Here is a 23956-nt window from a genome sequence, read left to right on the forward strand (position 1 = left end):
AATCTATATAAAATTAGAGTTAAGATTGTTTAGATTTTTGCTTATACCATGAAAATCCTTATTTCCAAAAAGAGTAAATACCCATATGGGTATTTACTCTTTTCTAGAATATCTTATCTTTCACCTACAACTATTATTCATATCGTAGACAATCAATTGGGTCTAGTTTAGCTGCTTTATTTGCTGGAAGTATACCAGAGACAATGCCAATCAATATAGATATTCCAACAGATAGTAGACCTAGATTTACTGAAATAACAAGTGGCCATCCACCTACGATTGCTGATACCCAAGCAAAGAAAATACCTAACACAAAACCAATTACTCCACCTAATGCTGTTAAAATACAAGCTTCAATAAGAAATTGCATTAATATTTCCCTTCTCGTTGCACCAAGTGCTTTTCGAACACCTATTTCACGTGTACGCTCTGTAACAGATACAAGCATGATATTCATCACACCAATACCACCTACGATTAAAGAGATTCCAGCAACACCAGTGAATACCATTTTCATCGTATCTAATGATTCTTCTACGACCAAATCGTTTTTTGTCTCATCCTCTACTGTAAATAGATGCTCAAATTCTGGTGGTTTCAATCCATTTAATACAGATACAGCTTGTTTCCCTACAATTTCTCGCTCGCTAGAAGAAGATAACTTAATGGTCACTGCATTATATTCCTCAACACCTGAGATCAACGGTGCATTGTCAACCGAGGTATATCCTGCATACACATTTGATTGCCATATATTATCATATTTGTACACCCCGACAATATTATATGGTTTTCCTTTTATATCTATATATAAATCATTTTCCCATGTATCATATAGTTTTTTAAATAGAGCTTCACTGATAATCAAAACAGGAATTGGTTTTTCCAGCTCAGTCTCTGTTAACTCACGCCCATGTATCATTCGTAGTTTGTGATCCTGCATAAAATTACCTGTTCCCACATTTAAATTAAGAGAAGCTTCTTTTGAACCTACATATGCTTTTACGTCCATATTCACATGTGGGTACACATCCTTTACACCTGGTATTACTTCTAATTGCTTTACCATATCTGGTGTAATCTTCGCTATTTCCAGCGGAAAATCTGGGTTGATATACTCTATATTAATTTCATCCATATGGCGGCTCTCTTCAATCTCTTTTTGCATCTTTGCAGTATTTCCATCCCCCGTTGCGAGAATTGTAATAATCGCACTGATTCCAATAATAATTCCCAGCATCGTTAAAATAGATCTCATTTTATGGGCAAAGATAGAAGAGATAGCCATACGTATATTTTCATGTATATTCAATTTTATTCTCTCCAATCCTGAACAATGTTTCCGTCACGAATAACGATTTGACGTGCTGCGGCTTCCCCGATTTCACGATCGTGAGTAATCATAATAATCGTTGAACCTTGCTTGTTTAATTCATAAAATAGATTTACAATTTGTTCACTTGTTTTCGTATCTAGTGCACCTGTTGGTTCATCTGCCAAAATAAATTTCGGGTTATTTACAATTGCGCGTGCAACTGCAACGCGTTGTTTTTGTCCACCTGACAATTCATTTGGAAAGTGGGTATCGCGATCAGCTAAACCAACTTTTGTTAAGGCTGCTAATGAACGCTCTTGTCTTTCCTTTTTATCGACTCCCGCATAAATAAGTGGTAATTCAATGTTTTGCAACGCTGTAAGTCGTGGCAGTAACATGAAGTTTTGAAATACGAATCCAATCTCTTTATTACGAACATGCGCAAGCTCGGTTTCAGACATGTTTGAAATATTTTGTCCAGCTAATTCATAGGAACCTGTCGTAGGCTTATCTAAACACCCAATAATATTCATTAATGTTGATTTACCAGAACCAGAAGGCCCCATGATAGAAGTGAAATCTCCCTGATTTAGCGTTACATCAATTCCGTGCAATATTTGAATGGATTCTTCACCATTTTGAAAAGATTTTGTAATGCCTTGTAAATTAATCATTGCGTGGCAACCTCCATACCATCTTTTAGATTTACAGTAGGTCTAGAGATAATTTTTTCTCCTTTTTTCACTCCGGAAATTTTTGCTTCATTACTTGTTTCAAATTCAACCGTAACAACTTGTTCTTTTGCTTTTCCGTCTTTTACAACAAAGACAACGTTTTTATCACCTTTTTTTAAAATACTGGTCTTTGGAATGACTGTACCCTTTGCTTCGCCTGATTTAGTTTCTACGTATACGTGGAAACCATTTTGTAAGCCTTCACTATTGTCTAACGTCACAGTAAATGGATAACTAGAAACTGTTTTGTTTTCATCCATACTTTTTAATGGTGTAGAACCAATTTCTGTTACTTTTCCTGTCCATGTTTTACCCGCTACAGTTTTTGATGAAACTGTTATTTCTTGTCCAATTTTTACATTAGCAAGTTCAAATTCAGACATTTGACCTGCTACTTTAAATGGACCTGCATGGCGAAGTGTAATTCCGCTCATACCGTTTCTTTCATTAGAAGCTGTAATAATATCATCAATTACACCGTCAGCAGGACTCATAACAGAAAGTGTGTTTACTTTCTCTTTTGCTACTTTAATCATTTCATCCGCTTTTTCTACTTCAAACTTCTTCATTTCAAGCTGTGATTCTAATTGTTGAATTTCAATCTCTGACGCTTTTACTGCTTCTGCAGGAAGACCAGCATTTTTATCTTTTTGTAGCTTTTGTTTTGCTGCATCAATTTGTTTTTGTTGTAATGTTACTTCTTTTTGTGCAATTTTCTTTTGCATTTCCACTTCTGTTACACCTTGTTTAACAGTTGGATCATTGTATTTAAACAGAAGCTGTCCTTTCTTTACTTCATCGCCTTTTTTAACAGCTAGTTCATTCGTACCTTTTGTTGGATCAAATGAAATGATCTCCATTCCATTTGGAATCACTTCACCAGCAAACTTTTGCTGATTTTCGATTTGTTTTTCTAGTACTTCAGATGTTTTATAGGTCATAACTGGTTCAGAACTTCCGGCAAAATTCATATAAGCCCCAGCTCCTATACCAACTGTTAATACACCAACAATGACTACCTTATTTACTGTCTTCATATTATCCTCACTATTTCTTGTACTTTATTTTTGGAGACCATTATTTCCGTTTGTATAATTAGTTAACATTTTTAGAAATTATATATAAATTAGATTTCAAAGTATTAACATATCTCTTTTAAAATCAAATTGTGATAAAAATCTAGGCGTATACTTTTCGCAATATAAAAAGCCCCACCTTTTATTAGTAATTTCTCTTTGGCCTAACCTATAAATAGGATAGAAGAAATTAATTAAATAAAAAGTGGGGTAATAATTAAATATTTATTAAATTTTTCAATTCTCTTCTTTTGGTAATCTCACTTCAAAAATTGTTCTCACTACATTACTTTCTGCAGAAATCTTCCCATTATGTTTCTCAACAATATTTTTAGCAATAAATAATCCAAGACCCGTACTATTTTTCTGTACTGTTCTTGCTTTATCACCTGTATAAAACATATCAAAAAGATAAGGTAACTCTTCTTCTGGTATACTTTCTCCATAATTAATAATCTGTACAACAACGTCTCCATCTTCAATGTATCCATTCATATCAACAAACTTCCCATTATTTCCATATCGAACCGCATTTGTTAGAAGATTTTCAAATACTCGTGCTAACAAATTCCCGTCACCGTTGATAGTTAAATTTGGTGCAACATGTAATCTAGCCTCTAATTGATTTTTCTCTAATAATGGATATAATTCCAAATCTAATTGCACGAGCAATTCACTTATATTAATGTTTTTTTTATCTATTTGTTGTACACCATAGTTCATTCGTGTAATTTCAAATAACTCATCAATTAAACTTTCAAGTCGTTGTGATTTTGCGAATGCAATTGTAGAATAATATTTAATTTGTTCCGCAGTTAAGTTTTTCTCATTGAGAATTAAATCTAAATAACCTAGGACAGATGTTAATGGTGTTCTTAAATCATGAGCTAAGTTAACAACAAGTTGATCTTTACTACTTTCTGCAAAGTCTCCTCGTTCAACCGCCTCTTTTAATTTTTCACTTGCAATATTAATTGCGCGTGCAATATCGCTGAATTCATCATTTGATGAAATATAAACTTTATGTGTGAAATCTCCTTTAGAGAGATGATGAATGCCATTAGAAATTTCATCAAAATACCTTAAATAAGGTTTCGTTAAAAAGAAAAAGAATAAAATAGATAGCAAAGTGAAGGAAAGGAAAGAGAAATAAATACTTCCCCCAACCACTCTATTTGCTACATAGTCTTCATGACTAACCATCATTCTAAAAGAGAACCCTAATGTTTTATAAATTATATATGTTCCGAAAGCTGCTAACATCATACTTAGTGCAAACAAGGCAATCATTTTAAACCTAAAACTTTTTACTATTTTAGCCATTGAAAGTATAACCTACTCCCCATATCGTTTTTATTAACTTGTTCTTCCTTTTATCTTCTCCAAGTTTCTTTCGTAAAGTACGAATATGCACCGTAACTGTATTATTGTTATCATCATAATAATCATTTGTCCATATCTGCTGAAAAATATTTTCAAGGCTATATACTTTTTTCGGATGACTTGCCAATAAATATAAAATATCAAACTCTTTTGGTGTCAAATCAATTCGTTCTCCGTATACATGTACCGTTCTTTTCTCAAAATCAATGACAACGCCTCCAGCCTCTAAAACAGATGTTTCTTCTACTTTCGGTTGATTTAACGTAAGAAATCGGCGAAGTTGAGCATTCACACGTGCAACTAATTCAATTGGTGTAAAAGGTTTCGTCATATAATCATCTGCACCTAGTACAAGACCCGTCACTTTATCAAAATCAGATGTTTTCGCACTTAAGAAAATAATTGGCATATTTTGTTTAGTACGGATTTGACGCGTCACCTCATAACCATCCATTTTTGGCATCATGATGTCTAAAACCACTAAATCAATTGCCTGCGATTGAATAATTTCAATTGCGGCTTCTCCATCAGTTGCTTTTACAACCTGGTATCCTTCTTTTTTTAAATGTATTTCAATTAATTCAGCAATCTTCAAGTCATCATCAGCTATTAGAATTGTAATCGGCTTCATTTTATCCTACCTCTTCTTTTTCTTCCTTATATTCAAATAAAAAATTGATTACTCTATTAATTTCATCTGCAAAATTACTAATGTGTAATTCATTCTTTTTGAAAATAGTTTGAATTCCTATCATTCCCTTAAAAAGACAAATTCTTTTAGTATTTTTTGAATGGCTATAAAATTCCACGTTTCTACATTGAAATCTTATCATTTTCAGAAGGAAAGTGCAGAATGTCTCTAATAAAGCATATTTTTAAATACCTTACTAGCATCATTCTAATATTTTCCCTCATTGAAAATGTAGCTCCATTATGAATAGAACTTATCGCATACAGCCAAGTTTGGAATAAAGTATCATTGACTAGATAACAAGCAAAACCAGCTTGTATTCCATTACATACATATCAAATATATATAATATCTAGATTGCTTTTTAGCCATACATCTAAAGTTCCTTTATCAATCCATAGTTTCTTCTATAATTTTGAAGGCATCCTACTTTGTTTTTTTATACGTACATACTTTTTCTACCCATGGAAAATAAATTGTTAATTTGTCTTTATCTTGTACCATTTTTTGTTTTTGAGTAAAATTGTTTCCATAATCAATATTTATCCATTCATTATCAAGCCAAGTGTATGTCCCTGCATTTTTATATTCATTTGCTATTTTTTGAGTATGCATCTCTATTAACCATATAGTTTTCTTTTTTTTATTTTCTGGATTAACTTCGATTTTCTTATCAAACTGGTAAGAAACAGGACAAGTAGTGTCATTATCCGCTAATCTCCAATTCCCATTCAATTCTTTACCGCTACATCCAATTAGCAATAAACTAAAGCTAATTGGAACAATTAACTTTTTTATTTTTTTCATTATACATTTACCTTTCATTATCACTTTTTTATCTAATGCGTAGCTCAGTACAATTCCTTCTTTAACAGAAAGGTATTATATGAATTCCAACATGTATAAGATAGAGAAAATTAATTAAATAAAATGTAGGGCAAATATAAAATTTTCATTAAATTTTTAAACTCTCTGCATTTTGCAATCTTATTTTAAATATTGCTCTTATTTCATTACTTCCAGCAAGCCTTGTTCACTTATGCTATTTAAAGATACCTTTAAGCAAAATAAATGTGCTTAAAAATATCTTCCTATAAAAGATTAATTACTTTTAAGATTTAAATATTAAAACAGATTATTGGGAAATCAATATTAGTTTGTAGAGGTATAATTATGGTAGAAAATGTAAAGAGATAATTTTATATGTAAAATATTCACACAAGAAATTTATCCAAGGTAGAAAAATAGTGAAATAATAGGAGTTAAGTTTATGAAACTATTAAAACTGAAGAAAAATACTTTTATAAAATAGTGAAAGAATATGAAGCACACAAAGTAACAACTAACCTATAACGAATTAGAATCGAAAATTTCTTAGAGTAGAAAAATCGGCTTTTTTTATGTCAAAATTTGCTTAGCGTATACTTTCGTTAAAATGCGGGTGGTATCCCATTTAGAAGAGAAAGTAAAGGACGTCGAAAAAAAGAAATATATCAATGGTGCGGAACCAATGGTAGCCCCTGATCGATTGGAGTGCCAATTCAATACATCCAGGTTTACGGATGTGACGTATCTCTTATTAGGAGAGCGTACCTTATATTTATCAACGATCATGGATGCCCTTAATCGCGAAATTATTAGTTGTGTCATCAACGAATTACAAACACTGACATTAGCGACGAAGACATTGAAACAAGCAATGAGAGGGTGAAAAGTAAAAAATGTCATCCTTCACTCATATCAAGGAAGTATTTATACTGCGAAGGAATTTCAAGCGTATGCCAAACAAAACGGCATCATCACCAGCATGTCCCGTAAAAGAAATTGCCATGATAATGCCGTCATGGAAAGCTTCTTTGGCCATTTAAAAAGTGAAGCTTTCGATTCACAAAAGATAACAAAAGTATCCAAACTGTGCGAAAGATTGTGCTAGAATACATTCATCACTACAATTATGTGAAAATTCAATGAAAATCAAACCACCTATCCCCTAAAGAATTTAGGGAACAGATGGTTTAGGTGTTTTGATATGTGTCCCGTTGTCGGGGGTCACTTTACCTCACGTCGTAAGGGGTTTTATTACTTCGCAAAACTTTCAGCCAACTGTTTCTCTCTCCACATAAATGTAATAGCGAGACCAACTATTAAAACAACGCCTGAAAATGCATATGGATAATGAATATTCATATCAAATAATATTCCGCCCATCGCTGGTCCTGCGATATTTCCTAAACTCGTATAAGTCGAGTTCATACCAGCGACGAATCCTTGCTCTTTTCCGGCTGCTTTTGATAAAAATGTCGTTAAAGCTGGACGAAGTAAATCAAATGCTAAGAAAATGAAACAAGTAACGAGAAGTACAATCCAATAATTAAAGACTACAGTTGAGACGAATGCTAATACTGCACCTACAATTAAACATATTTGGATTAATACTTTCTCACCGAACATGTCTACCAATTTGCCAAACATAAATACTTGCACAACTACCCCAAAGATTGAACTAATTGTAATAATTGCTGCGATATCTTTCGGCGAGAAGCCAAATTTATGATCAGAGAACAAGCTAAACACTGTTTCATACGCTGATAATCCGAATGCGAGTACAAATACGATAATAAATGCAATTGCATACATTGGATGTAATGATTTCTTTAAATCACCAATAAAACTTGATTCCTTCGTATTAGAAGAAATCTCTGCAAGTTCTTCTTTCGTTAACGGTTCTTTTAAAATAAAGATCGAAATCACACATGCTATAAAAGCAATTACTGCTGCAACGAAAAACGGCACACGTATACCGTATTCTGCAATAAATCCGCCGATTCCAGGACCTATAATGAATCCAGTACTAATAGCCGCAGATAAGTATCCCATCGCCTTTGGACGTTCCTGAATAGATGTAATATCCGCAACATATGCCGTAACACCAGGCATAATAAAAGCAGCACTAATTCCGCCTAATACCCTTGCTACATAAAGCATCCATACATCTTTTCCTAATCCAAAAAGAAGCTCTGAAACACCAAAAATAAATAATCCAATGATTATCATTTTCTTTCTACCGTAAAGATCAACCCACCGGCCTGTAATAGGTGAAGTAATGAGCTGTGCCATTGCAAACACTGCAACGAGATATCCCATCGTCTTCCCTGTTAAATGCATATCATTCATAAAGGACGGCATAACCGGAATGATTAATCCAATCCCTAGAAAAGCGATAAATATATTACTCAAAAGAATGACCAATACCATCTTTTGTTCTTTTATCGGTTTCTTCACTTTTTAACACCTCTTCCCGTAAGTTCCTCTCAAAAAATAATGCCCAAGAAGCTTTTTCTCTATCCTTCTATTTGTGGGCTGGTCATGAGTAGAGATGCCCCCTACTCGTTAGAATTTCACACTATCCTTCCACACATACATACGCATTAGGTGAATGACTATCATTCAGTTTTCCTCAAAAATGAACCTACCTTTTCAGACAGGTTCATCTCACTATTTCTTTATATGTAGTGCATGTGTTAAAAAATCTAGTACTTCTGCCTTTTGCAAATCGACTTGCTCATCATCTTTATGATCATATAAATACACTTGTTCCGCTGCTGATTCAACTAGAGCGATAAATAACTTCGCTGTTCGCTCTGCGTGAACCGAATCACGAATTTCACCGGCTTCTTTTGCCTCATTTAAAAATTCACTTAGCCACATATAAAGAGGCTCATACACAGCTTCCCATTCTTTTATATGTTCTGTAGATGCAAGACCAGCATACATTAAAGCTTGTATTTCACGATATTCAGCTATAAAGTGAAACACCGCATCTATTACTTGCGTCACTTTACTTGAGAAAGGCGCATCGTTTTGCACTTTTTCTTTCACTGCAAGTATCATCTTTTCAACCATCACTTCTGCTATTGCAGGCATAACAGATAACTTAGAAGGAAAATATAAATAGAAAGTTCCTTGCGCAATGCCAGCTAATTTCACGATATCAGAAATCTTCGTTTTTTCGACGCCCTTTTCCTGAAACACTTCAATAGCTGCATAGACAATTTTCTCTTTTTTATTCATCATCTAAACCCTTTCACACGCATATTGAATGACTGTCACTCATTTTATAAGATAATCGATTGTACTGTCAATGATAGTGAACTCTAAGAGGAAATCATTTTTTTATAATAAAATCTCCTAATAAACAATTAGGAGATAAAAATACAATATATCTTTAAGAAAGTGCCTTTAATCCTGTCACTCCACATACAATAAGAAACACACTAATGATACGCGCTTTACTTTTCGACTCACCAAACAAGAACATGTTTAACAAAACTGCACCCGCTGTTCCGATACCAATCCAAACCGCATACGCGACACTTACTTGTAAAAATAAGAAGGAAGTATACAAAAATGCGAAGGATGTAGCAAACCCACCTATATAAATCGCACCATTGGCTAATGTCTTATCTTTACTATACATTTTAAGTCCTATCACACCGACTATTTCACTAATTGCAGCACAAAATACGAAAAACCAACCCATTTTTAAGCAACTCCTTCCACAGTTTCTTCTTTATTGTCAGCTAACTTTAAACCGATAACGCCGGCTACTACCATAAGAATGAAGAATAGTTTGCCTGCGCTGAAACTTCCACCGAAAAGAAATACATCCATTAAGAAAGTACCTACCGTACCAGCTCCAGCGAAAATAGCATATACAGTTCCTGTTGCAAGATGTTCACACGCTTTAGAAAGGAAGTGAAAATCAACAGCGATAACTCCTAAAATAATAATCCAATGCCACCAAGTATTAGCCGTATTAAAACCAAACACCCAAAAAATTTCAAAGATACATGTTAATATGACATATAACCAAGCTCTATTTTTCATACCTCTCACCTCTTATGACTGACTATCAGTCATTTTTGTTTTAAAAAATATACTCTTTCATCAATACTATATAAAAACAACTATCATCCTCATTTACCATTGTATTTGTTCATTTCTAAGCTAAATGCATCCTGTCACATAAAAAAATGACTGAATGTCATTCATATGTATTGTACATGAACATTTTAAAAATTGTCAATGCCGAAAGTTTATTTAAAATTTCTTTCATCCGATTTGTATATTTCCTAATAATCTGTCAATAATGCTAGTAACATAATATTTTCTCCACTCCCCCTTGGAGAGATCCCTTGAATGGAGCAGTTAGCTTTTGCTAGCTGCTCTTTTTTATTTGCCAACACACTATGAGATCAAATCCATGTTTATCCTATAACTAAGGAGCGGATTTTGTTTTCTATTTATTTTCCAAAGAGGCCTTGTATGCAATAATTTTATTCTCAAGCATCTTCTCTGTAACCTCTAAGTTTTCTCTTTGAATCTGAATAGATTTCCTATGATCTTCTAGGAGCTGTAAACGAGCTTCTGTTGTATGCGCCCCTTCTGTATATAATCTAGCGTATTCTCTTATTTTCGCTATTGGCATTTGCGTTTGTTTTAATTTCATTACAAACTGCAACCACTTTATATGTGACTCTTCGTAAAGTCGATTTCCATTTGTATCACGATTTGCAATCAATATATTTTCCTTTTCATAATAACGTAGTGTATGTGTGCTCAATCCTAATAATTTTGCTACCTCACTAATTGTATACATACTAAACTCCCTCCACATGCTTATCCTTATATATTTTATGAACGTATCAAATTTATAAAAAACATTTGACTTAGAGTATACTCTAACAAATACAATCTAACCATAAATGAATTTGAATTTAGGGGGATTTTATATGAAATATACGGTTATTACTGGTGCAAGTTCCGGAATTGGTTATGAAGCAGCTTTAGCATTTGCATCTCGCGGGAAAAATTTAGTACTTGTAGCTCGAAGACAAGAAGAATTAGATGGATTAAAATTGAAAATTAACGAAATGCATCCAGAGTTGGATGTTGTCATTCGACGAACTGATTTATCTGTTACTGAAGATGTTTATAAACTTTATGAAAGCCTACAAGCTTTTCAAATTGAAACGTGGATTAATAACGCAGGTTTTGGTAATTTCGCCTCAATTGCCGAACAAAATTTAAATAAAATCGAGACGATGTTGCATGTCAATATAGAAGCACTAACAATACTCTCTTCTCTTTTCGTTAGAGATTATTCAATGGTTGATGGAACACAGCTTATTAACGTTTCATCGGGCGGCGGATACACGATTGTTGCTGATGCTGTTACGTATTGCGCTACGAAATTCTATGTAAGTGCATTTACAGAAGGGCTGTCTCACGAACTGAAAGAACAAGGCGCAAAACTGCAAGCAAAAGTTTTAGCTCCTGCTGCAACTGAAACAGAATTTGCGAAGCGTTCATTTGATATTGATGAATTCCAATACGATAATGTTGTACCAAAATTCCACACTGCAAAACAAATGGCACAATTTATGCTCGACCTTTATGATAATGATAAAGTTGTAGGAATTGTCGACGGTTTAACGTATAACTATGAACTTAAAGATCCACTTTATAATTTTGCCGTAAGACAAACGAATTCAAATTCTTAATAACCTATCCATTTCTTATGGAAATATATATTCCCACTATATATGTAAATAATAGTGGGAACTTTTTCCCTATAAATTTTTTATCCAACATACCGCACCATCGCCACCTCATCACAATAATCCATCTTTGGGCAATGTCTACAATCAATCCATACTTTCTCTGGCAACGTTTCTTTATTTACAAAATCAAATCCACACTTTTGAAAAAATACTGTTTCATATGTTAAGGAAATTACTCTTCTTACATTTATTTTCGTAGCTTCCTCCATTACATGATTTACGAGCATACGCCCTATTCCTTTCCCTACATATGTATGCGAAACTACTAACGATCGTATTTCTGCAAGATCTTCCCCTAATACATGCAATCCAGCAACTCCAACAATTCTCTCATCTTCTTTCATAACATATAAACATTGCAAATATTGATAAAGAGACAAAAGAGAACGTGGTAAAACAACTCCCTCTTTTGCATAAACCTCAATAAGACTATAAATTTCTTTCACATCACTCGTCACCGCATTACAGATTTTCATATTACATCCCCTTGCCCTCGATATTAATATTTATAACTTTAAATGAATTTTAATTCATAATTTTATATAATAATACAGCTCTCTTTTCTCCTCGTCAATCACTTTATACAAACAAAAAACCAAGCAATCTAATCGATGCTCGGTTCCTCATCTCGTATCGGCAATACTGTTGAATATTTAATTTCACGAAGTGCCAAACTCGTCTGTATACGTGTAATACCAAGCTTATTCAGCTTTCTAATAAACTGCTCTAGTTCTTTACGATCACGATTTGCAACCTTTAATAAATAATCGTACTCTCCTGTTAAACAGTGACATTCTAACACTTCCGGCATTGATTCTAATTCTTTCTCCAACACTTCCAACTTGTCAAATTGATGAATATTCGTACTCATAAAAATAAAGCATAATAAATCAAACCCAAGCTTTTCTTGATTTAAAATCGCAACTTGCTTATCGATGAAACCTTCCCCATCTAACCTTTTTATTCTTGCATGCATCGCAGCCGGTGATAAATTAACGCGACGTGCCAGCTCTGCATTACTTACTTGTGAATCCTTCTGCAATATATCTAAAATTTGTACATCCAAATCATCCAACACTTTAATAACAGACGACTCCATTACAATTCCTCCTTTTTTCTTACCGATGATTATTCGAAAAAACAACTTATAATTTATATAAAACTGAATATTTTTCTGTAAATATCATTTTAAACTAAATATTTTATCGAGTTTTCACCATTATACAAAAGAATATATTACATAATAAAGAAAAATGCTAAAATTATTTACAATTAGTATTGATTACAAAAAAGGGGATTTTATCATGCCTTATTTTTACGTCTTTTTACTATTACTAACGAGCTTATTATGGGGAGGAAATTTCGTCGTTGGAAAATCACTCGTCGATCATGCATCACCGATGACACTGACAAGTTTAAGGTGGCTGATTGCGATTGTTTGTTTATTACCAATGGTATGGTTTAAAGAAAAGAAAATCCTTCCACCACGTACCGCGATACTTCCGTTAATATTCATGGGAATTTCAGGAGTCGCTCTTTTTAACATCTTTCAATTTTTAGCATTAGAAAAAACATCCGCTACGAATGTAGGTCTTATCTCTACATTGAATGCAATTTCAATCGCATTATTTTCAGTATTATTTCTAAAAGAAAAAATAAATACACTTCAAATCCTATCCATGATTCTTTCATTCTTCGGGGTCATCCTCGTCCTATTAAAAGGTGATTTCTCGCTTTTATTTTCACTACATTTTAATAGCGGTGATTTATGGATGATTGCAGCAGTTTGTATTTGGGGAATCTATTCTGTTTGTAGTAAATGGGCAACAAAAACAACTACACCACTTATGGCAACGTTGTACTCTGGTATTTTCGGCGTTATTTTATTACTACCGTTCAACATAGGTAGCTTCACTGTTTCAAATATAAATACTTCTTTCATCACATCACTTTTATATACTGGGCTTATTTCGACAGTTCTTTGTATGGTATTTTGGAATATTGGCGTACAAAAATTAGGCGCAACTACATCAGGTATTTTTCTAAACTTCAATCCAATTTTCACAGCCATTTTAGCATTCATATTCCTCGGAGAAGAATTAACGTGGATACAAATTTTAGGGACAGTTGTCGTTGTAACAGGATGTTATTTATTTTCTCATTTCAAAACTGTTGCCGTTCAGCCAACTAGACCTTTAATACGAAAACATTCTTAATGAAAAAACATCGTCATCTAGGTTGGCGATGTTTTTATTTACTCTTCATTTCTCTTATATACTGCTTTTCCTCTTCTGGCGATAAACGTTCCGTCGCCTTGCCAGTATCTCCACCTTGAAGGCTCCATAAAAAGTTATGCTCCTCAACAGTTTGAGAAAAATCTCCTTTTTCCCACCTATTTATAATAGAAAATAACTTCATTTTATATTGAAAACCTGTACTATTTTCAATATCTCTTTTTACATTAGAAATTTCCTTTTTTGTCATCTCTACAAATCCCCATTTTTCAGAGGATTTTACCTTTTGGTGCACCATTTTATGCATAGTAGAAATAATTTCACCTTCACTAATTTGCGGAGCTTCTTCTGCAGCTTTTTTCTCTTTTTCGTTTGCCGCTCGCTCGGTTTGAATATTTTTATTTTCTTTTTCCACATATGCAAGCAATTTCTTTCCGCCAACTATAGACGAGAAAATTACTATAATTGTAATGCATATACCTACGATCCATTTAAAAAGCATTATCTCTTCATCGCTTCCCTAACAATATGACTATCTACATATTGCTTAAACTTCACGATTTTTCCGTTCTCAAGTTGCCATACATGAACAAATTCTGCTTCAAATGATTTTCCTGTTTCTTTATAAACTCCAGAATACATACCTTCAGCAATAATTACATCTTTTCCGTTTACTTCATGATATGTATTTACACTTGCTTTATAATCATCCCATTCTGATCCTAAACGGCTAAATACATTTTCCATTATAGCTTCTACGCCTTTATATGTTCCGCCGTACGGAAAACCTTCTGCCTCTGTCCATTCCACTTTTTCAGAGAGGGCTTCTGCTAAATGCTTTGCATTCGAAGAAGCTGATCCTTCATACGTGCTTTTAATAATTTCTAAATTTGATTTAGGCATATTACTTCCTCCCGTTTATTTATTTTTACACAAGACGTAACCATCACGGTTACATCTTGTATAAAAAAACATTTAAATTGTTTTACTCTTAATCTATTAGCTGTAATCATTATAGTTACATTAATTCTTCAAGTCAACAATTTATAAATAAAATTTACTTCGTTTTCATTACTTTCTCTTTTAAGAAACGATCTACATATCCTTCTGCTTTTACTACGAATAAATACGCACCCATTGATAATAATGCAAGATCTAATTCATATCCTGGATTCTTTCCATCTCCTAATAAACCTGCTGCTCCATTTACCTTTACGATAGCTCCAGCTAAAATAAGAGCGAATAACAATCCTACATATCGTACACCTAAACCGATAATTAATAATATACCACCAACTAATTCTACAGTTGCTACGCCGTATGCAAGGCCACCTGGTAAACCGATGCTTGTAAACCATCCTGCTACGTTATCAATACCTGATTGAAACTTTGCTAAACCATGTGCAAAGAACGTAACTCCTAACACGATACGAATAATTAAATTCCCAATATATTGATTCATTTTGAACTCTCCTTTTTGTTTTGTTATGGTGAACTTTTATTTACAAGTCAAAACAATACGGTATTTTATTTCATTCGTCAAATACTTTTTTAAAGAAAACAAAAACATTATCCGTTTTACGGATAATGTTTTCATACGAAATAGCGCTAATTCAAGCTTTTATTCTATCGCATAGAAAAAGTTGAAACATTTTTCCAGCACCAATATAAGGCAGTAAAGACACGTCCTCTTCTACAACCATTCCAACAACATTCACTTTCTCATCTACAGATAAATCATTTATGGCAACTTGCATCTCCCCTGCATATCTACCGTACAATTCATTATCAATTGTAATACTCCCTTTCTTTCTTACAATTGTATGCATCGGCTTTATCACCACTCTATTTCCTTCCCTTGATTCTACAGATCGAATAACATCACGAGCCGGATCTAGTCTATTTGTATGCACTTGCTCTACCACTTTTAATACTTCTTTATCAGTTATAAATGATTTGTAACGCAATGGAATAATCCCTCTACTTGTACTAGCTACTTCTTGCATACTTTTTAAACTTGCGCTTATATCTCCAATCAATACTTTATCAACACCACAATCTTGAACAAGTTCTAAGTACGCTTCAAGTGGGCGCATATTGCGATGTTTTTCTAACGTTGGTAACCCTTCATATAACGGCCCTCGTTTTTCCGCATCTCCTGGAATAAATGCCATTGTCTTTATTCCGCACTTCTGTAAATATTGATTTTGTTTTTGTAAGAAAGACTTTGCTAGTCCTGTCTCTGGGCGCGGGTAAAAATTATGCCATGCTTCTACATTCTCTACTCTTATATGTTCTGCAAGTAATTCTTTCCAAAATGATTTTGTAATCGTACTCGCATTTAAAGCTACTTTCATCTTATGAGATACGCTTGCAATTTCTTTTGGCGCAATGCCGTAATCCATTCTTAAACCGGTAATGCCCCAGTTCAATAACTCTTCCACATTTTCATATGTTAGCCCTAAATGGTGTAACGATTTTGGAGAAACATCAACCATTAGCTCCATTTCACGTGCAAGAGCTTGTCTCCCTAATATTTGAATTAACTCTTTATACGTATTTGGATCATCTTCTGGAATGTGCAGTGATGTAAAAATAGATGTAAACCCATTTTCCTTCGCTACTTTTAACCACTCTTCTTGTTTCTCTACTCGTTCTTTTGAAAGATAAATGGAAACTCCGATCATGTAAATCTCCCTTTCTATTAATAGAAAAAGAGAAAGGAATCCCTTTCTCTATATGTTTTCTGCCATTTCTTCTTTAAATCCGAAGAAGTACGTAAAGATAAATCCGAAAGCATATGCAATTACTAAACCTAAGAAATATAGTAAATATTTATTGTCAGCAATTAACGGAATTAAAGATAGCCCTGATACGCCAATTCCAAGTGAAGCCGTTTGCATAACTGCTTGGAATGCACCACCGACAGCCGCTCCTAAACAAGCAGTAATAAACGGTTTCCCAAGTGGTAATGTAACCCCGTATAATAGCGGCTCACCAATTCCTAAAAAGCCAACTGGCAATCCACCTTTAATTACATTTCGAAGTCGTTTGTTTTTTGTTTTCACATAAATCGCAATTGCTGCGCCCACTTGGCCAGCACCAGCCATTGCAAGTACTGGTAATAAAGGTGTTACGTGTGTTTGATTAATAAATTCCATATGAATTGGTGTTAAACCGTGATGCAATCCGACCATAACGAGAGGCAAAAATGTTCCCGCAAGTACTGCGCCAGCAAATGCTCCGCCAATATTTAAAATCGCATTAATTCCGCTCGTAATACCATCTGATAAGAAACCTGCTAATGGCTGAATGGCTAACATCGTTACGATACTTACAACTAATACAGTAATGAGTGGTGTCACAATAATATCAACTGCATTTGGCACTGCTTTTCGAACTTGTCTTTCCACTACAACCATAAGCCATGCTGCAAAAATAACTGCGAATAATCCGCCCCGTCCAGGCACTAATGCTTCACCAAACAATTTTACGTTTGCCATCGCCGGGTTGAAAATTAAAATACCAGCAATTGCCCCAAGAACCGGTGTCCCACCGAACTCTTTCGCTGTATTCCAACCAACTAAAATTCCTAAGAATGTAAAGATACCGCCGCCAATGAGTAGTAACATTTGTAACCACGTTGCATTTGGATCAGCACCAGCATTTTTCGCAAAGTTAGCAACCCCGTTTATAATTCCTGACGCAACAAGTCCTGGAATTAACGGAATGAAAATACTTCCTATTTTTCGTAAAAAGTTTTTCACCGGTGTATTATTTTTCTTCTTAATCTCTGATTTCATCTCTTGCCCAATATCTTCAAGGTGATGATCTGCTACCTCACCAATTCGTAGTCCTGTTAAGCCTTCCATTTCAGCTGCTACTTTATTTACTGTTCCTGGACCAACGACAACTTGAAGCGTCTCATCTTCTATAACACCCATAACACCTTCAACCTTTTTCAAAAGGTCCATGTTTACTTTACTTTCATCATGAAGCGTTAATCGTAGTCTCGTCATACAATGAGCAATACTACGAATATTTTTTATTCCTCCAAGTTGCTCCGAAATTTCCTTGGCCATTCTCTCTTCTTTCTTCATAATAGAATCCCCCTCCCTATTATTTTATAGTGCTTTCTTCACAAACCCTTTTGCGCATTTTAGTTTCTCCAGTGCTTCCCCATATTCGCACTGCAACAACACCATAACAATGGCAGCTTTTACGTTACGTTCTGCCTTTTCATAATACTCTGCCGCTACTTCATAACTAGCGCCTGTTGCTTCCACAATAATTCGTTTTGACCGTTCTACTAACTTTTCATTTGTGGATTGAACATCTACCATTAAGTTTTTATATACTTTTCCTACACCAATCATCGAAGCTGTTGAAATCATATTCAACACTAATTTTTGTGCTGTACCAGCTTTTAAACGTGTTGATCCTGTTAATATTTCTGCACCTGTCTCTACTTCCACATTTAACTTTGCATATTTACTTATTTCAGCATTTTTATTACAAGAAATACTCGCTGTACTCGCTCCTACGCTCTGTGCGTATTTCAAGCCGCCAATTACGTAAGGAGTTCTACCACTTGCAGCAATTCCAATCACTGTATCTTTCTCATTTAATCCAATACTTTTTAAATCTTCTTCTGCTAACTCTTCGCGATCTTCAGCACCTTCCACCGCTTTAGTAAACGCTTTCAATCCACCGGCTATAAATCCTTGCACCATTTTATCATCCGTGCCAAATGTCGGCGGACATTCCACTGCATCTAGAATACCTAAACGACCACTCGTACCAGCACCAATGTAAATTAAACGTCCCTCTTCTTCAAAAGATTTAATAACAGTCTGTACAACCTTTTCAATTTGTTCTATCTCTTTTTCAACTGCTAACGCAACAGTTCGATCTTCTTCATTCATACTTTGCAACACTTCTTTTATGCTCATCTCATCCAAATTCATTGTTTTCTCATTACGATGTTCTGTCGATAAATTTTCTAACATATTGCCACCCTCTTTGAAATTATATTTCACACTTTTATTATAACTTTAAGAAACTAAAAATCAATGACTCTTTCTTATTTTACGAAATAAAATTTCACAACATGACATATTTTTGTCAAAGATCATAAAGTGAAACTTTAATCAGTGGGGGTTTTGTTCATCCCCACTGATTATTAGCCCGCACCAATCGGGCATTAACGGGCAGTTGATCCCCACCTAACTTTCTTTGCTTCCGCTGAATTTTGAAGTGAGGGTCTTACTGCACGGCAAATAGCGGGATAAAAAAAGATGAGTCTCCTCATCTTTTCTTCTACTTTAACTTCCGTAACCGCAACGCTTCTTCTCGTGTCTCCATAAATTGATTCAATACTTTATTACCAATTCGATTGAAAGTAATCACATATAAAGCATCGATCATATTCAATTGCGTCATTCTCGAAGCAATACTCGCAATACGATGATCTTGTTCTACATCTGGCATACAAAGGCGAATATCCGCTTCTTTATATAACGGTGATGATTGATCTAGTTTCGTAATTCCAATAACAGTTGCACCTTGTCTCTTTGCATACTGCGCCATTTCAAGCACATCTTTCGTTCGACCAGATGTTGAAATCGCAACAAATATATCGCCTTCTTTTAAATTCGTCACAAGCGGCAGCATCATATGAAAATCAGATAGCATCATCGCTGTAAATCCGAGCCTTGTAAATTTATAAGCTCCGTCCATCGCCGGAGTAGCTGATCCGCCTACTCCATAAAAGATAATTTTATCGGCATTTACAATACGATCTGCAGCTTTTTCAAGTTCTTTTTTATCTATCGCCGTCACGCTCGCCTCAATTGCAGCTTTATTCACATAAGTAACTTTATTAAATAAATCGTACGGTCCATCTTCTGTATTCATCACTGAAAAATCGTTAATATTATAATCAGCAATCGTTAATTCACGAACGAGTGCTATCTTAAATGCTTTAAAGCTCCCAATCCCAATCGACTTACAAAAACGAACGACACTCGCCTCACTTGCGCCTGCATTCGTTGACACTTCTTTCGTCGTTAAGTTCGGAACAATCTCTGCATTCTCCATTATGTACATGGCAACCTTCTTCTCAGCTGGTGAAAATTGATCCATATTACTTTCAATTTTAAATAGTAATGTTGAAGCTTTCACTATTTAACCTCCACTTCTTACGGTTGCGTTCACTTATTTTCTCTTGCTTCAAGAAGGTAATAACCATCATCGCCAGGAGGATGAAACACATTTACAATGCGATTCCCTTTTTGATAAACAGTTCTTTCCCCTTCTGTCCACTTCTTTTCCCAACCGTTCATCCAAATCGCAACATCAGGTAAAAAAGCAGTATATTTCAGCTTCTGACCGTACTCACCATCTGCTTCTTCCGAAAAAATAGAAACCGGAAAATCTTTCACTTTTGATTCTTTCCATGCCGTAAATGGTATACATACTGCAATAAGTACGATTACACCGATAACCTTCTCCTTCGTAATCTTCACACTTCCCTCTCCTTGTCATATCACATACATAGATTTTACCATAATTACAAACCCTTCATGCTATATGATCATTGCTTTTGGGAATAAAAAAAGAGCTTACCTACATCAGATAAGCCCTTCCTCTCTATACAAAATATTTCTTCAAAAGTGGCGGTGTAATAATCGTCGTCAATATAACAACAATAACAATCGCTGTGAAATTTTCTTTCGCTAATAAATTCGCCGTAAGTCCATTTGCAGCGATGATAAGCGCTACTTCACCACGTGATACCATCCCCGCGCCAATACTAATAGAAGATTGGAGATTAAATCCTGTCAGTCTCGCTCCTAAACCTGATCCGATTAACTTTGTGAAAATTGCAATGAGAGTCATAATAATAATGAACCAAAGCTGGCTTCCAATGCCTTGAAATGTAATTTCCATTCCGATACTTACGAAGAATACTGGAACAAATATTGCATAAGCAATCGGTTCAATTTTATGTTCCACCTCATGCTTATACTCTGTTTGAGAAATAGCAATTCCTGCTGCAAATGCTCCAATAATGCCTGCAATTCCCATCATTTCACTGTAATAAGAAAAAGAGAAGCAAATAATAAGAGCCGCGCTAATTAACGCTTCTGTTACACGAAGCGGGACAAGCATTTTCATAATCCAAGGAACGACTTTCCAAGCAATAAAAACAATACTTACAAAGAAAATAATTTTCTTTACAATGACAAGTGTTATATTCACATCTTGTGTTCCTAAAAAACTCATTACAAATGCTAATAAAATAACGACAATGACATCATCAAATACGGCAGCACCTAAAATTGTTGTACTTTCTCTCGTATTCATTTTTCCTAGATCACGTAGCGTCTGCACCGTAATACTAACCGATGTCGCGCAAAGTAATAACCCTAAAAAAATGGCATGGGATTGTATTAATCCAAACAGCAATCCTGTTACATAACCACCGATGAAAGGAAAAATAATTCCACCAGCCGCTACTGCAAATGACGATTTCAAATTCCGATTTAACTCTTCTAAATCCGTTTCAAGTCCCGCCATAAACATAAGTAACAAAACACCAATCTCACTCAGTTCATCAATCAGTTCAGAACTATTAATAATACCGAGTACAGCCGGACCGATAATAATACCGACAATTAACTTACCAAGTACAGAAGGCTGACCAAGTCTCACACTAATGTCACCAGCTAATTTCGTACAAAGTAAAATGACGACAAGTTCAAAATAAAATAACATAGCATCTGCTCCTACTTTAACTTTAATCAGTGGGTCGTTAACCCTCGTCCATTTCTGCAAGTAGTTTCCCCTATTGATCCGCATTTTATTTGTCATATTTTTATTTGACAAAATATTCTGAATTATATTAAGATTAATCCAGCAATTTTAAAAAACTACATACCATAACTGCACCTCCACTTCCTTACTTACTCTTTTTTAATGGGCTCATACTATAGTCGCAGTTATGGAAATGAAAAAACGGGGGGAGAGTCCAAAGTGAAGTCATTATTACGAAAAAAAGCGCTTAGTACTGAATCACCAAAGCAGCTAGATAGAACATTAACTGCACTCGATTTAACGTTTTTAGGAATCGGCGCCGTAATTGGGACAGGGATCTTTGTATTAACAGGTATTGTTGCAGCAAAACATTCTGGTCCTGGTATTATGCTATCATTCCTTATTGCTGCATTTACTTGTGCTTGTGTAGCCTTTTGTTACGCTGAATTTGCTTCTTCTATTCCTGTCTCAGGAAGTGTGTATACTTACGCATATATGACAGTCGGAGAAGTCGTCGCCTTCATCGTCGGATGGTGTTTAATGCTCGAATATTTACTTGCCGTTGCAGCAGTAGCTGTCGGTTGGTCTGGTTATTTACAATCATTACTACAAGGTTTCAATATACACCTGCCCGCCATAATCGCCTCGGCGCCTGGCGTAGGAAAAGGTGGCCTCATCGATTTACCCGCTGTTTGTATTTTACTAATCATTACCGGTCTTTTAAGCTTCGGTATACGCGAAAGCGCTCGCATTAATAATATTATGGTTCTTATCAAGCTAGCAGTTATTATCGCTTTTATCGTAGCAGGCGCAAAATATGTAAAACCTGAAAACTGGACACCGTTCATTCCATTCGGATACGACGGTATTATTACTGGGGCTGCCACTGTGTTCTTCGCCTTCTTAGGATTTGATGCAATCGCAACCGCTGCAGAAGAAACGAAAAAACCGCAGCGTGATTTACCAATTGGTATTATCGGTTCTCTTCTTATTTGTACTGTTTTATATATGATTGTATCTTTCGTTTTAACAGGTATGGTTCCTTATACGCAATTAGACGTTTCTGATCCAGTTGCATTTGCATTGCATTTCGTTGGTGAGGATACAATTGCAGGACTACTCGCTGTTGGAGCGATGACTGGAATGACAACCGTCCTCTTAGTCGTTATGTATGGACAAGTTCGCGTTTCGTATGCAATGAGCCGTGACGGTCTACTTCCAAAAGCGTTAGCACGTGTAAATAAAAGAGTAAAAATCCCTTTATTAAATACGTGGATTACTGGCGTTGTTGCTGCTTTATTAGCAGGCCTTTTAGACTTACATTTGCTAGCGAATTTAGTAAACATCGGCACATTAACAGCCTTTACATTCGTTTGCTGCGCAGTACTTATTTTACGAAAAACACACCCTGATTTAAAACGCGGATTCCGTACACCTTTCGTACCTGTATTACCAGTTGTTGCAATTCTTTGCTGCTTATATTTAATGATCAATTTGTCTAAAACAACATGGATTAGCTTTGCAGTTTGGCTTATAGTCGGCTTATGCTTCTATTTCTTCTACTCTAGAAAGCATAGTCATTTAGCTATTGAAAAAACAAATGATGAACAGAAAAAAGCATAACAAAATAGCTCGCCGATAAAACGGCGAGCTATCTTTCTGTACTATTATATTTTTTCGTTAACGATTGTAAAATGAAAAATATGCCGATGCAAGCTGTAAACCATGCCCAATTTCCTATTGGTGTCGAGTATTTGATCATTCCAATACCCACAAGCACTAAGAAAATAATCACCTGATATATGAGCTTCCACTTTTGCATATATTCCCTCCTTTACTTCGTCCCCTTCTTTTTCTTCTTCCAGGCATTCAAACTATCAAAGAAGAAGTTAATAAATAACGTTCCTAATCCTGCTAATAAAAACGTCATTAAGAATAAAACCCAAATACTTTTATCTTTTAATAAATAATATCCTACAAGGAGCACAACCGCGATCCATACATATTCAAGAATTCTTTTTAGCTTTTTCTGTTCCAAATTATTCGCTCCTTCTTTCTATGCTACTTTTAGTATAACAAAAA

General features: G+C 34.8%; 27 protein-coding genes and 1 pseudogene. 4 read left to right on the top strand and 24 right to left on the bottom strand.

Features of this window, described 5'->3' with window-relative positions; all coding sequences use genetic code 11:
* Window positions 1-133: 133 nt before the first annotated feature.
* The 6 genes from AU379_RS22945 to AU379_RS22970 all read right to left on the bottom strand — a co-directional run bounded on the left by AU379_RS22945 (window position 134) and on the right by AU379_RS22970 (window position 6006).
* On the bottom strand, window positions 134-1312 hold the full coding sequence (locus tag AU379_RS22945; protein WP_001020777.1) for an ABC transporter permease: 1179 nt from the start codon (window positions 1310-1312) through the stop codon (window positions 134-136).
* Between the two features lie 2 nt (window positions 1313-1314).
* Window positions 1315-1989: an ABC transporter ATP-binding protein gene (locus tag AU379_RS22950; RefSeq protein ID WP_000609181.1), complete on the bottom strand. Its 675-nt coding sequence runs from the start codon at window positions 1987-1989 to the stop codon at window positions 1315-1317.
* Window positions 1986-3086 carry an efflux RND transporter periplasmic adaptor subunit gene (locus tag AU379_RS22955; protein WP_000859793.1) on the bottom strand — a complete coding sequence of 367 codons (1101 nt, stop codon included), beginning with the start codon at window positions 3084-3086 and terminating at the stop codon, window positions 1986-1988. The genes AU379_RS22950 and AU379_RS22955 overlap by 4 nt, the downstream gene beginning before the upstream one ends.
* 276 nt (window positions 3087-3362) lie before the next feature.
* Window positions 3363-4448: a HAMP domain-containing sensor histidine kinase gene (locus tag AU379_RS22960; protein WP_001074332.1), complete on the bottom strand. Its 1086-nt coding sequence runs from the start codon at window positions 4446-4448 to the stop codon at window positions 3363-3365.
* The gene (locus AU379_RS22965; RefSeq protein WP_000802755.1) at window positions 4441-5139 is read right to left on the bottom strand and encodes a response regulator transcription factor; all 699 of its coding nucleotides are present in this window, start codon (window positions 5137-5139) and stop codon (window positions 4441-4443) included. Before AU379_RS22965 ends, AU379_RS22960 begins: the two co-directional genes overlap by 8 nt.
* Before the next feature lie 486 nt (window positions 5140-5625).
* Window positions 5626-6006, bottom strand: a complete 381-nt coding sequence (locus AU379_RS22970; protein WP_000721367.1) for a hypothetical protein — start codon at window positions 6004-6006, stop codon at window positions 5626-5628.
* Window positions 6007-6607: 601 nt separating this feature from the next.
* Here AU379_RS22970 and AU379_RS29810 point away from each other — a divergent pair.
* Window positions 6608-7170, top strand: a pseudogene (locus tag AU379_RS29810) (DDE-type integrase/transposase/recombinase); the annotation flags it as partial.
* 108 nt (window positions 7171-7278) lie between these two features.
* Here the strand turns inward: AU379_RS29810 and AU379_RS22975 are convergent.
* The 5 genes from AU379_RS22975 to AU379_RS22995 all read right to left on the bottom strand — a co-directional run bounded on the left by AU379_RS22975 (window position 7279) and on the right by AU379_RS22995 (window position 10858).
* Window positions 7279-8481 (bottom strand): tetracycline resistance MFS efflux pump, encoded by a 1203-nt coding sequence (locus AU379_RS22975; protein WP_000742955.1) that lies wholly within the window; start codon window positions 8479-8481, stop codon window positions 7279-7281.
* Window positions 8482-8694: 213 nt separating this feature from the next.
* Entirely contained in the window at window positions 8695-9273 is a 579-nt protein-coding gene (locus AU379_RS22980) for a TetR family transcriptional regulator (RefSeq protein WP_001999151.1), read from the bottom strand.
* Between the two features lie 151 nt (window positions 9274-9424).
* Window positions 9425-9739, bottom strand: a complete 315-nt coding sequence (locus AU379_RS22985; RefSeq protein WP_000539671.1) for a multidrug efflux SMR transporter — start codon at window positions 9737-9739, stop codon at window positions 9425-9427.
* 2 nt (window positions 9740-9741) lie between these two features.
* A complete protein-coding gene (locus tag AU379_RS22990) occupies window positions 9742-10086 on the bottom strand; it encodes an SMR family transporter (RefSeq protein ID WP_000796019.1) in 345 nt (114 codons plus the stop codon).
* Between the two features lie 412 nt (window positions 10087-10498).
* Window positions 10499-10858 (bottom strand): MerR family transcriptional regulator, encoded by a 360-nt coding sequence (locus tag AU379_RS22995; RefSeq protein ID WP_000288058.1) that lies wholly within the window; start codon window positions 10856-10858, stop codon window positions 10499-10501.
* 133 nt (window positions 10859-10991) lie between these two features.
* Here AU379_RS22995 and AU379_RS23000 point away from each other — a divergent pair, with 133 nt between their 5' ends.
* Window positions 10992-11762, top strand: a complete 771-nt coding sequence (locus AU379_RS23000; protein ID WP_000878071.1) for an SDR family NAD(P)-dependent oxidoreductase — start codon at window positions 10992-10994, stop codon at window positions 11760-11762.
* 80 nt (window positions 11763-11842) lie between these two features.
* Here the strand turns inward: AU379_RS23000 and AU379_RS23005 are convergent, their stop codons facing one another.
* Together AU379_RS23005 and AU379_RS23010 are read right to left on the bottom strand one after the other, a co-directional pair.
* Window positions 11843-12298 carry an N-acetyltransferase gene (locus tag AU379_RS23005; RefSeq protein ID WP_030023437.1) on the bottom strand — a complete coding sequence of 152 codons (456 nt, stop codon included), beginning with the start codon at window positions 12296-12298 and terminating at the stop codon, window positions 11843-11845.
* Window positions 12299-12426: 128 nt separating this feature from the next.
* On the bottom strand, window positions 12427-12921 hold the full coding sequence (locus AU379_RS23010; protein ID WP_000446088.1) for an Lrp/AsnC family transcriptional regulator: 495 nt from the start codon (window positions 12919-12921) through the stop codon (window positions 12427-12429).
* 205 nt (window positions 12922-13126) lie between these two features.
* Between AU379_RS23010 and AU379_RS23015 the strand changes: the two genes are divergently transcribed.
* A complete protein-coding gene (locus tag AU379_RS23015) occupies window positions 13127-14038 on the top strand; it encodes a DMT family transporter (RefSeq protein ID WP_001146264.1) in 912 nt (303 codons plus the stop codon).
* A gap of 34 nt (window positions 14039-14072) precedes the next feature.
* On the opposite strand, the gene AU379_RS23020 is transcribed toward AU379_RS23015, so the two are convergent.
* The 9 genes from AU379_RS23020 to AU379_RS23060 all read right to left on the bottom strand — a co-directional run bounded on the left by AU379_RS23020 (window position 14073) and on the right by AU379_RS23060 (window position 21919).
* Window positions 14073-14558 (bottom strand): PRK06770 family protein, encoded by a 486-nt coding sequence (locus AU379_RS23020; RefSeq protein WP_000897980.1) that lies wholly within the window; start codon window positions 14556-14558, stop codon window positions 14073-14075.
* Window positions 14558-14959 (bottom strand): nuclear transport factor 2 family protein, encoded by a 402-nt coding sequence (locus AU379_RS23025; protein ID WP_001126689.1) that lies wholly within the window; start codon window positions 14957-14959, stop codon window positions 14558-14560. The genes AU379_RS23020 and AU379_RS23025 overlap by 1 nt, the downstream gene beginning before the upstream one ends.
* 154 nt (window positions 14960-15113) lie before the next feature.
* Window positions 15114-15518, bottom strand: coding sequence for a DoxX family protein (locus AU379_RS23030; protein WP_001077751.1), 405 nt, complete (start codon window positions 15516-15518; stop codon window positions 15114-15116).
* Window positions 15519-15669: 151 nt separating this feature from the next.
* The gene (locus tag AU379_RS23035) at window positions 15670-16743 is read right to left on the bottom strand and encodes a MupG family TIM beta-alpha barrel fold protein (RefSeq protein WP_061139762.1); all 1074 of its coding nucleotides are present in this window, start codon (window positions 16741-16743) and stop codon (window positions 15670-15672) included.
* Between the two features lie 48 nt (window positions 16744-16791).
* Complete coding sequence (locus AU379_RS23040) at window positions 16792-18156, bottom strand: PTS transporter subunit EIIC (RefSeq protein WP_000711293.1); 1365 nt, start codon at window positions 18154-18156, stop codon at window positions 16792-16794.
* 24 nt (window positions 18157-18180) lie between these two features.
* On the bottom strand, window positions 18181-19065 hold the full coding sequence (gene murQ / locus AU379_RS23045) for an N-acetylmuramic acid 6-phosphate etherase (protein WP_000892344.1): 885 nt from the start codon (window positions 19063-19065) through the stop codon (window positions 18181-18183).
* A 310-nt stretch (window positions 19066-19375) separates the two neighbouring features.
* The gene (locus AU379_RS23050; protein ID WP_000648164.1) at window positions 19376-20239 is read right to left on the bottom strand and encodes a MurR/RpiR family transcriptional regulator; all 864 of its coding nucleotides are present in this window, start codon (window positions 20237-20239) and stop codon (window positions 19376-19378) included.
* A 29-nt stretch (window positions 20240-20268) separates the two neighbouring features.
* Entirely contained in the window at window positions 20269-20583 is a 315-nt protein-coding gene (locus tag AU379_RS23055; RefSeq protein WP_000704958.1) for a hypothetical protein, read from the bottom strand.
* Window positions 20584-20707: 124 nt separating this feature from the next.
* The gene (locus AU379_RS23060) at window positions 20708-21919 is read right to left on the bottom strand and encodes a cation:proton antiporter (RefSeq protein WP_061139763.1); all 1212 of its coding nucleotides are present in this window, start codon (window positions 21917-21919) and stop codon (window positions 20708-20710) included.
* A 174-nt stretch (window positions 21920-22093) separates the two neighbouring features.
* On the opposite strand from AU379_RS23060, the gene AU379_RS23065 reads away from it, so the two are divergent.
* Window positions 22094-23497 carry an amino acid permease gene (locus AU379_RS23065; RefSeq protein WP_000838711.1) on the top strand — a complete coding sequence of 468 codons (1404 nt, stop codon included), beginning with the start codon at window positions 22094-22096 and terminating at the stop codon, window positions 23495-23497.
* A gap of 28 nt (window positions 23498-23525) precedes the next feature.
* On the opposite strand, the gene AU379_RS30715 is transcribed toward AU379_RS23065, so the two are convergent.
* A complete protein-coding gene (locus AU379_RS30715; protein ID WP_001174850.1) occupies window positions 23526-23696 on the bottom strand; it encodes a hypothetical protein in 171 nt (56 codons plus the stop codon).
* Window positions 23697-23708: 12 nt separating this feature from the next.
* Complete coding sequence (locus AU379_RS23070) at window positions 23709-23912, bottom strand: hypothetical protein (RefSeq protein WP_000435800.1); 204 nt, start codon at window positions 23910-23912, stop codon at window positions 23709-23711.
* Window positions 23913-23956: the final 44 nt, after the last annotated feature.

Source organism: Bacillus sp. JH7 (genome assembly GCF_001563515.1).
GTDB lineage: Bacteria > Bacillota > Bacilli > Bacillales > Bacillaceae_G > Bacillus_A > Bacillus_A cereus.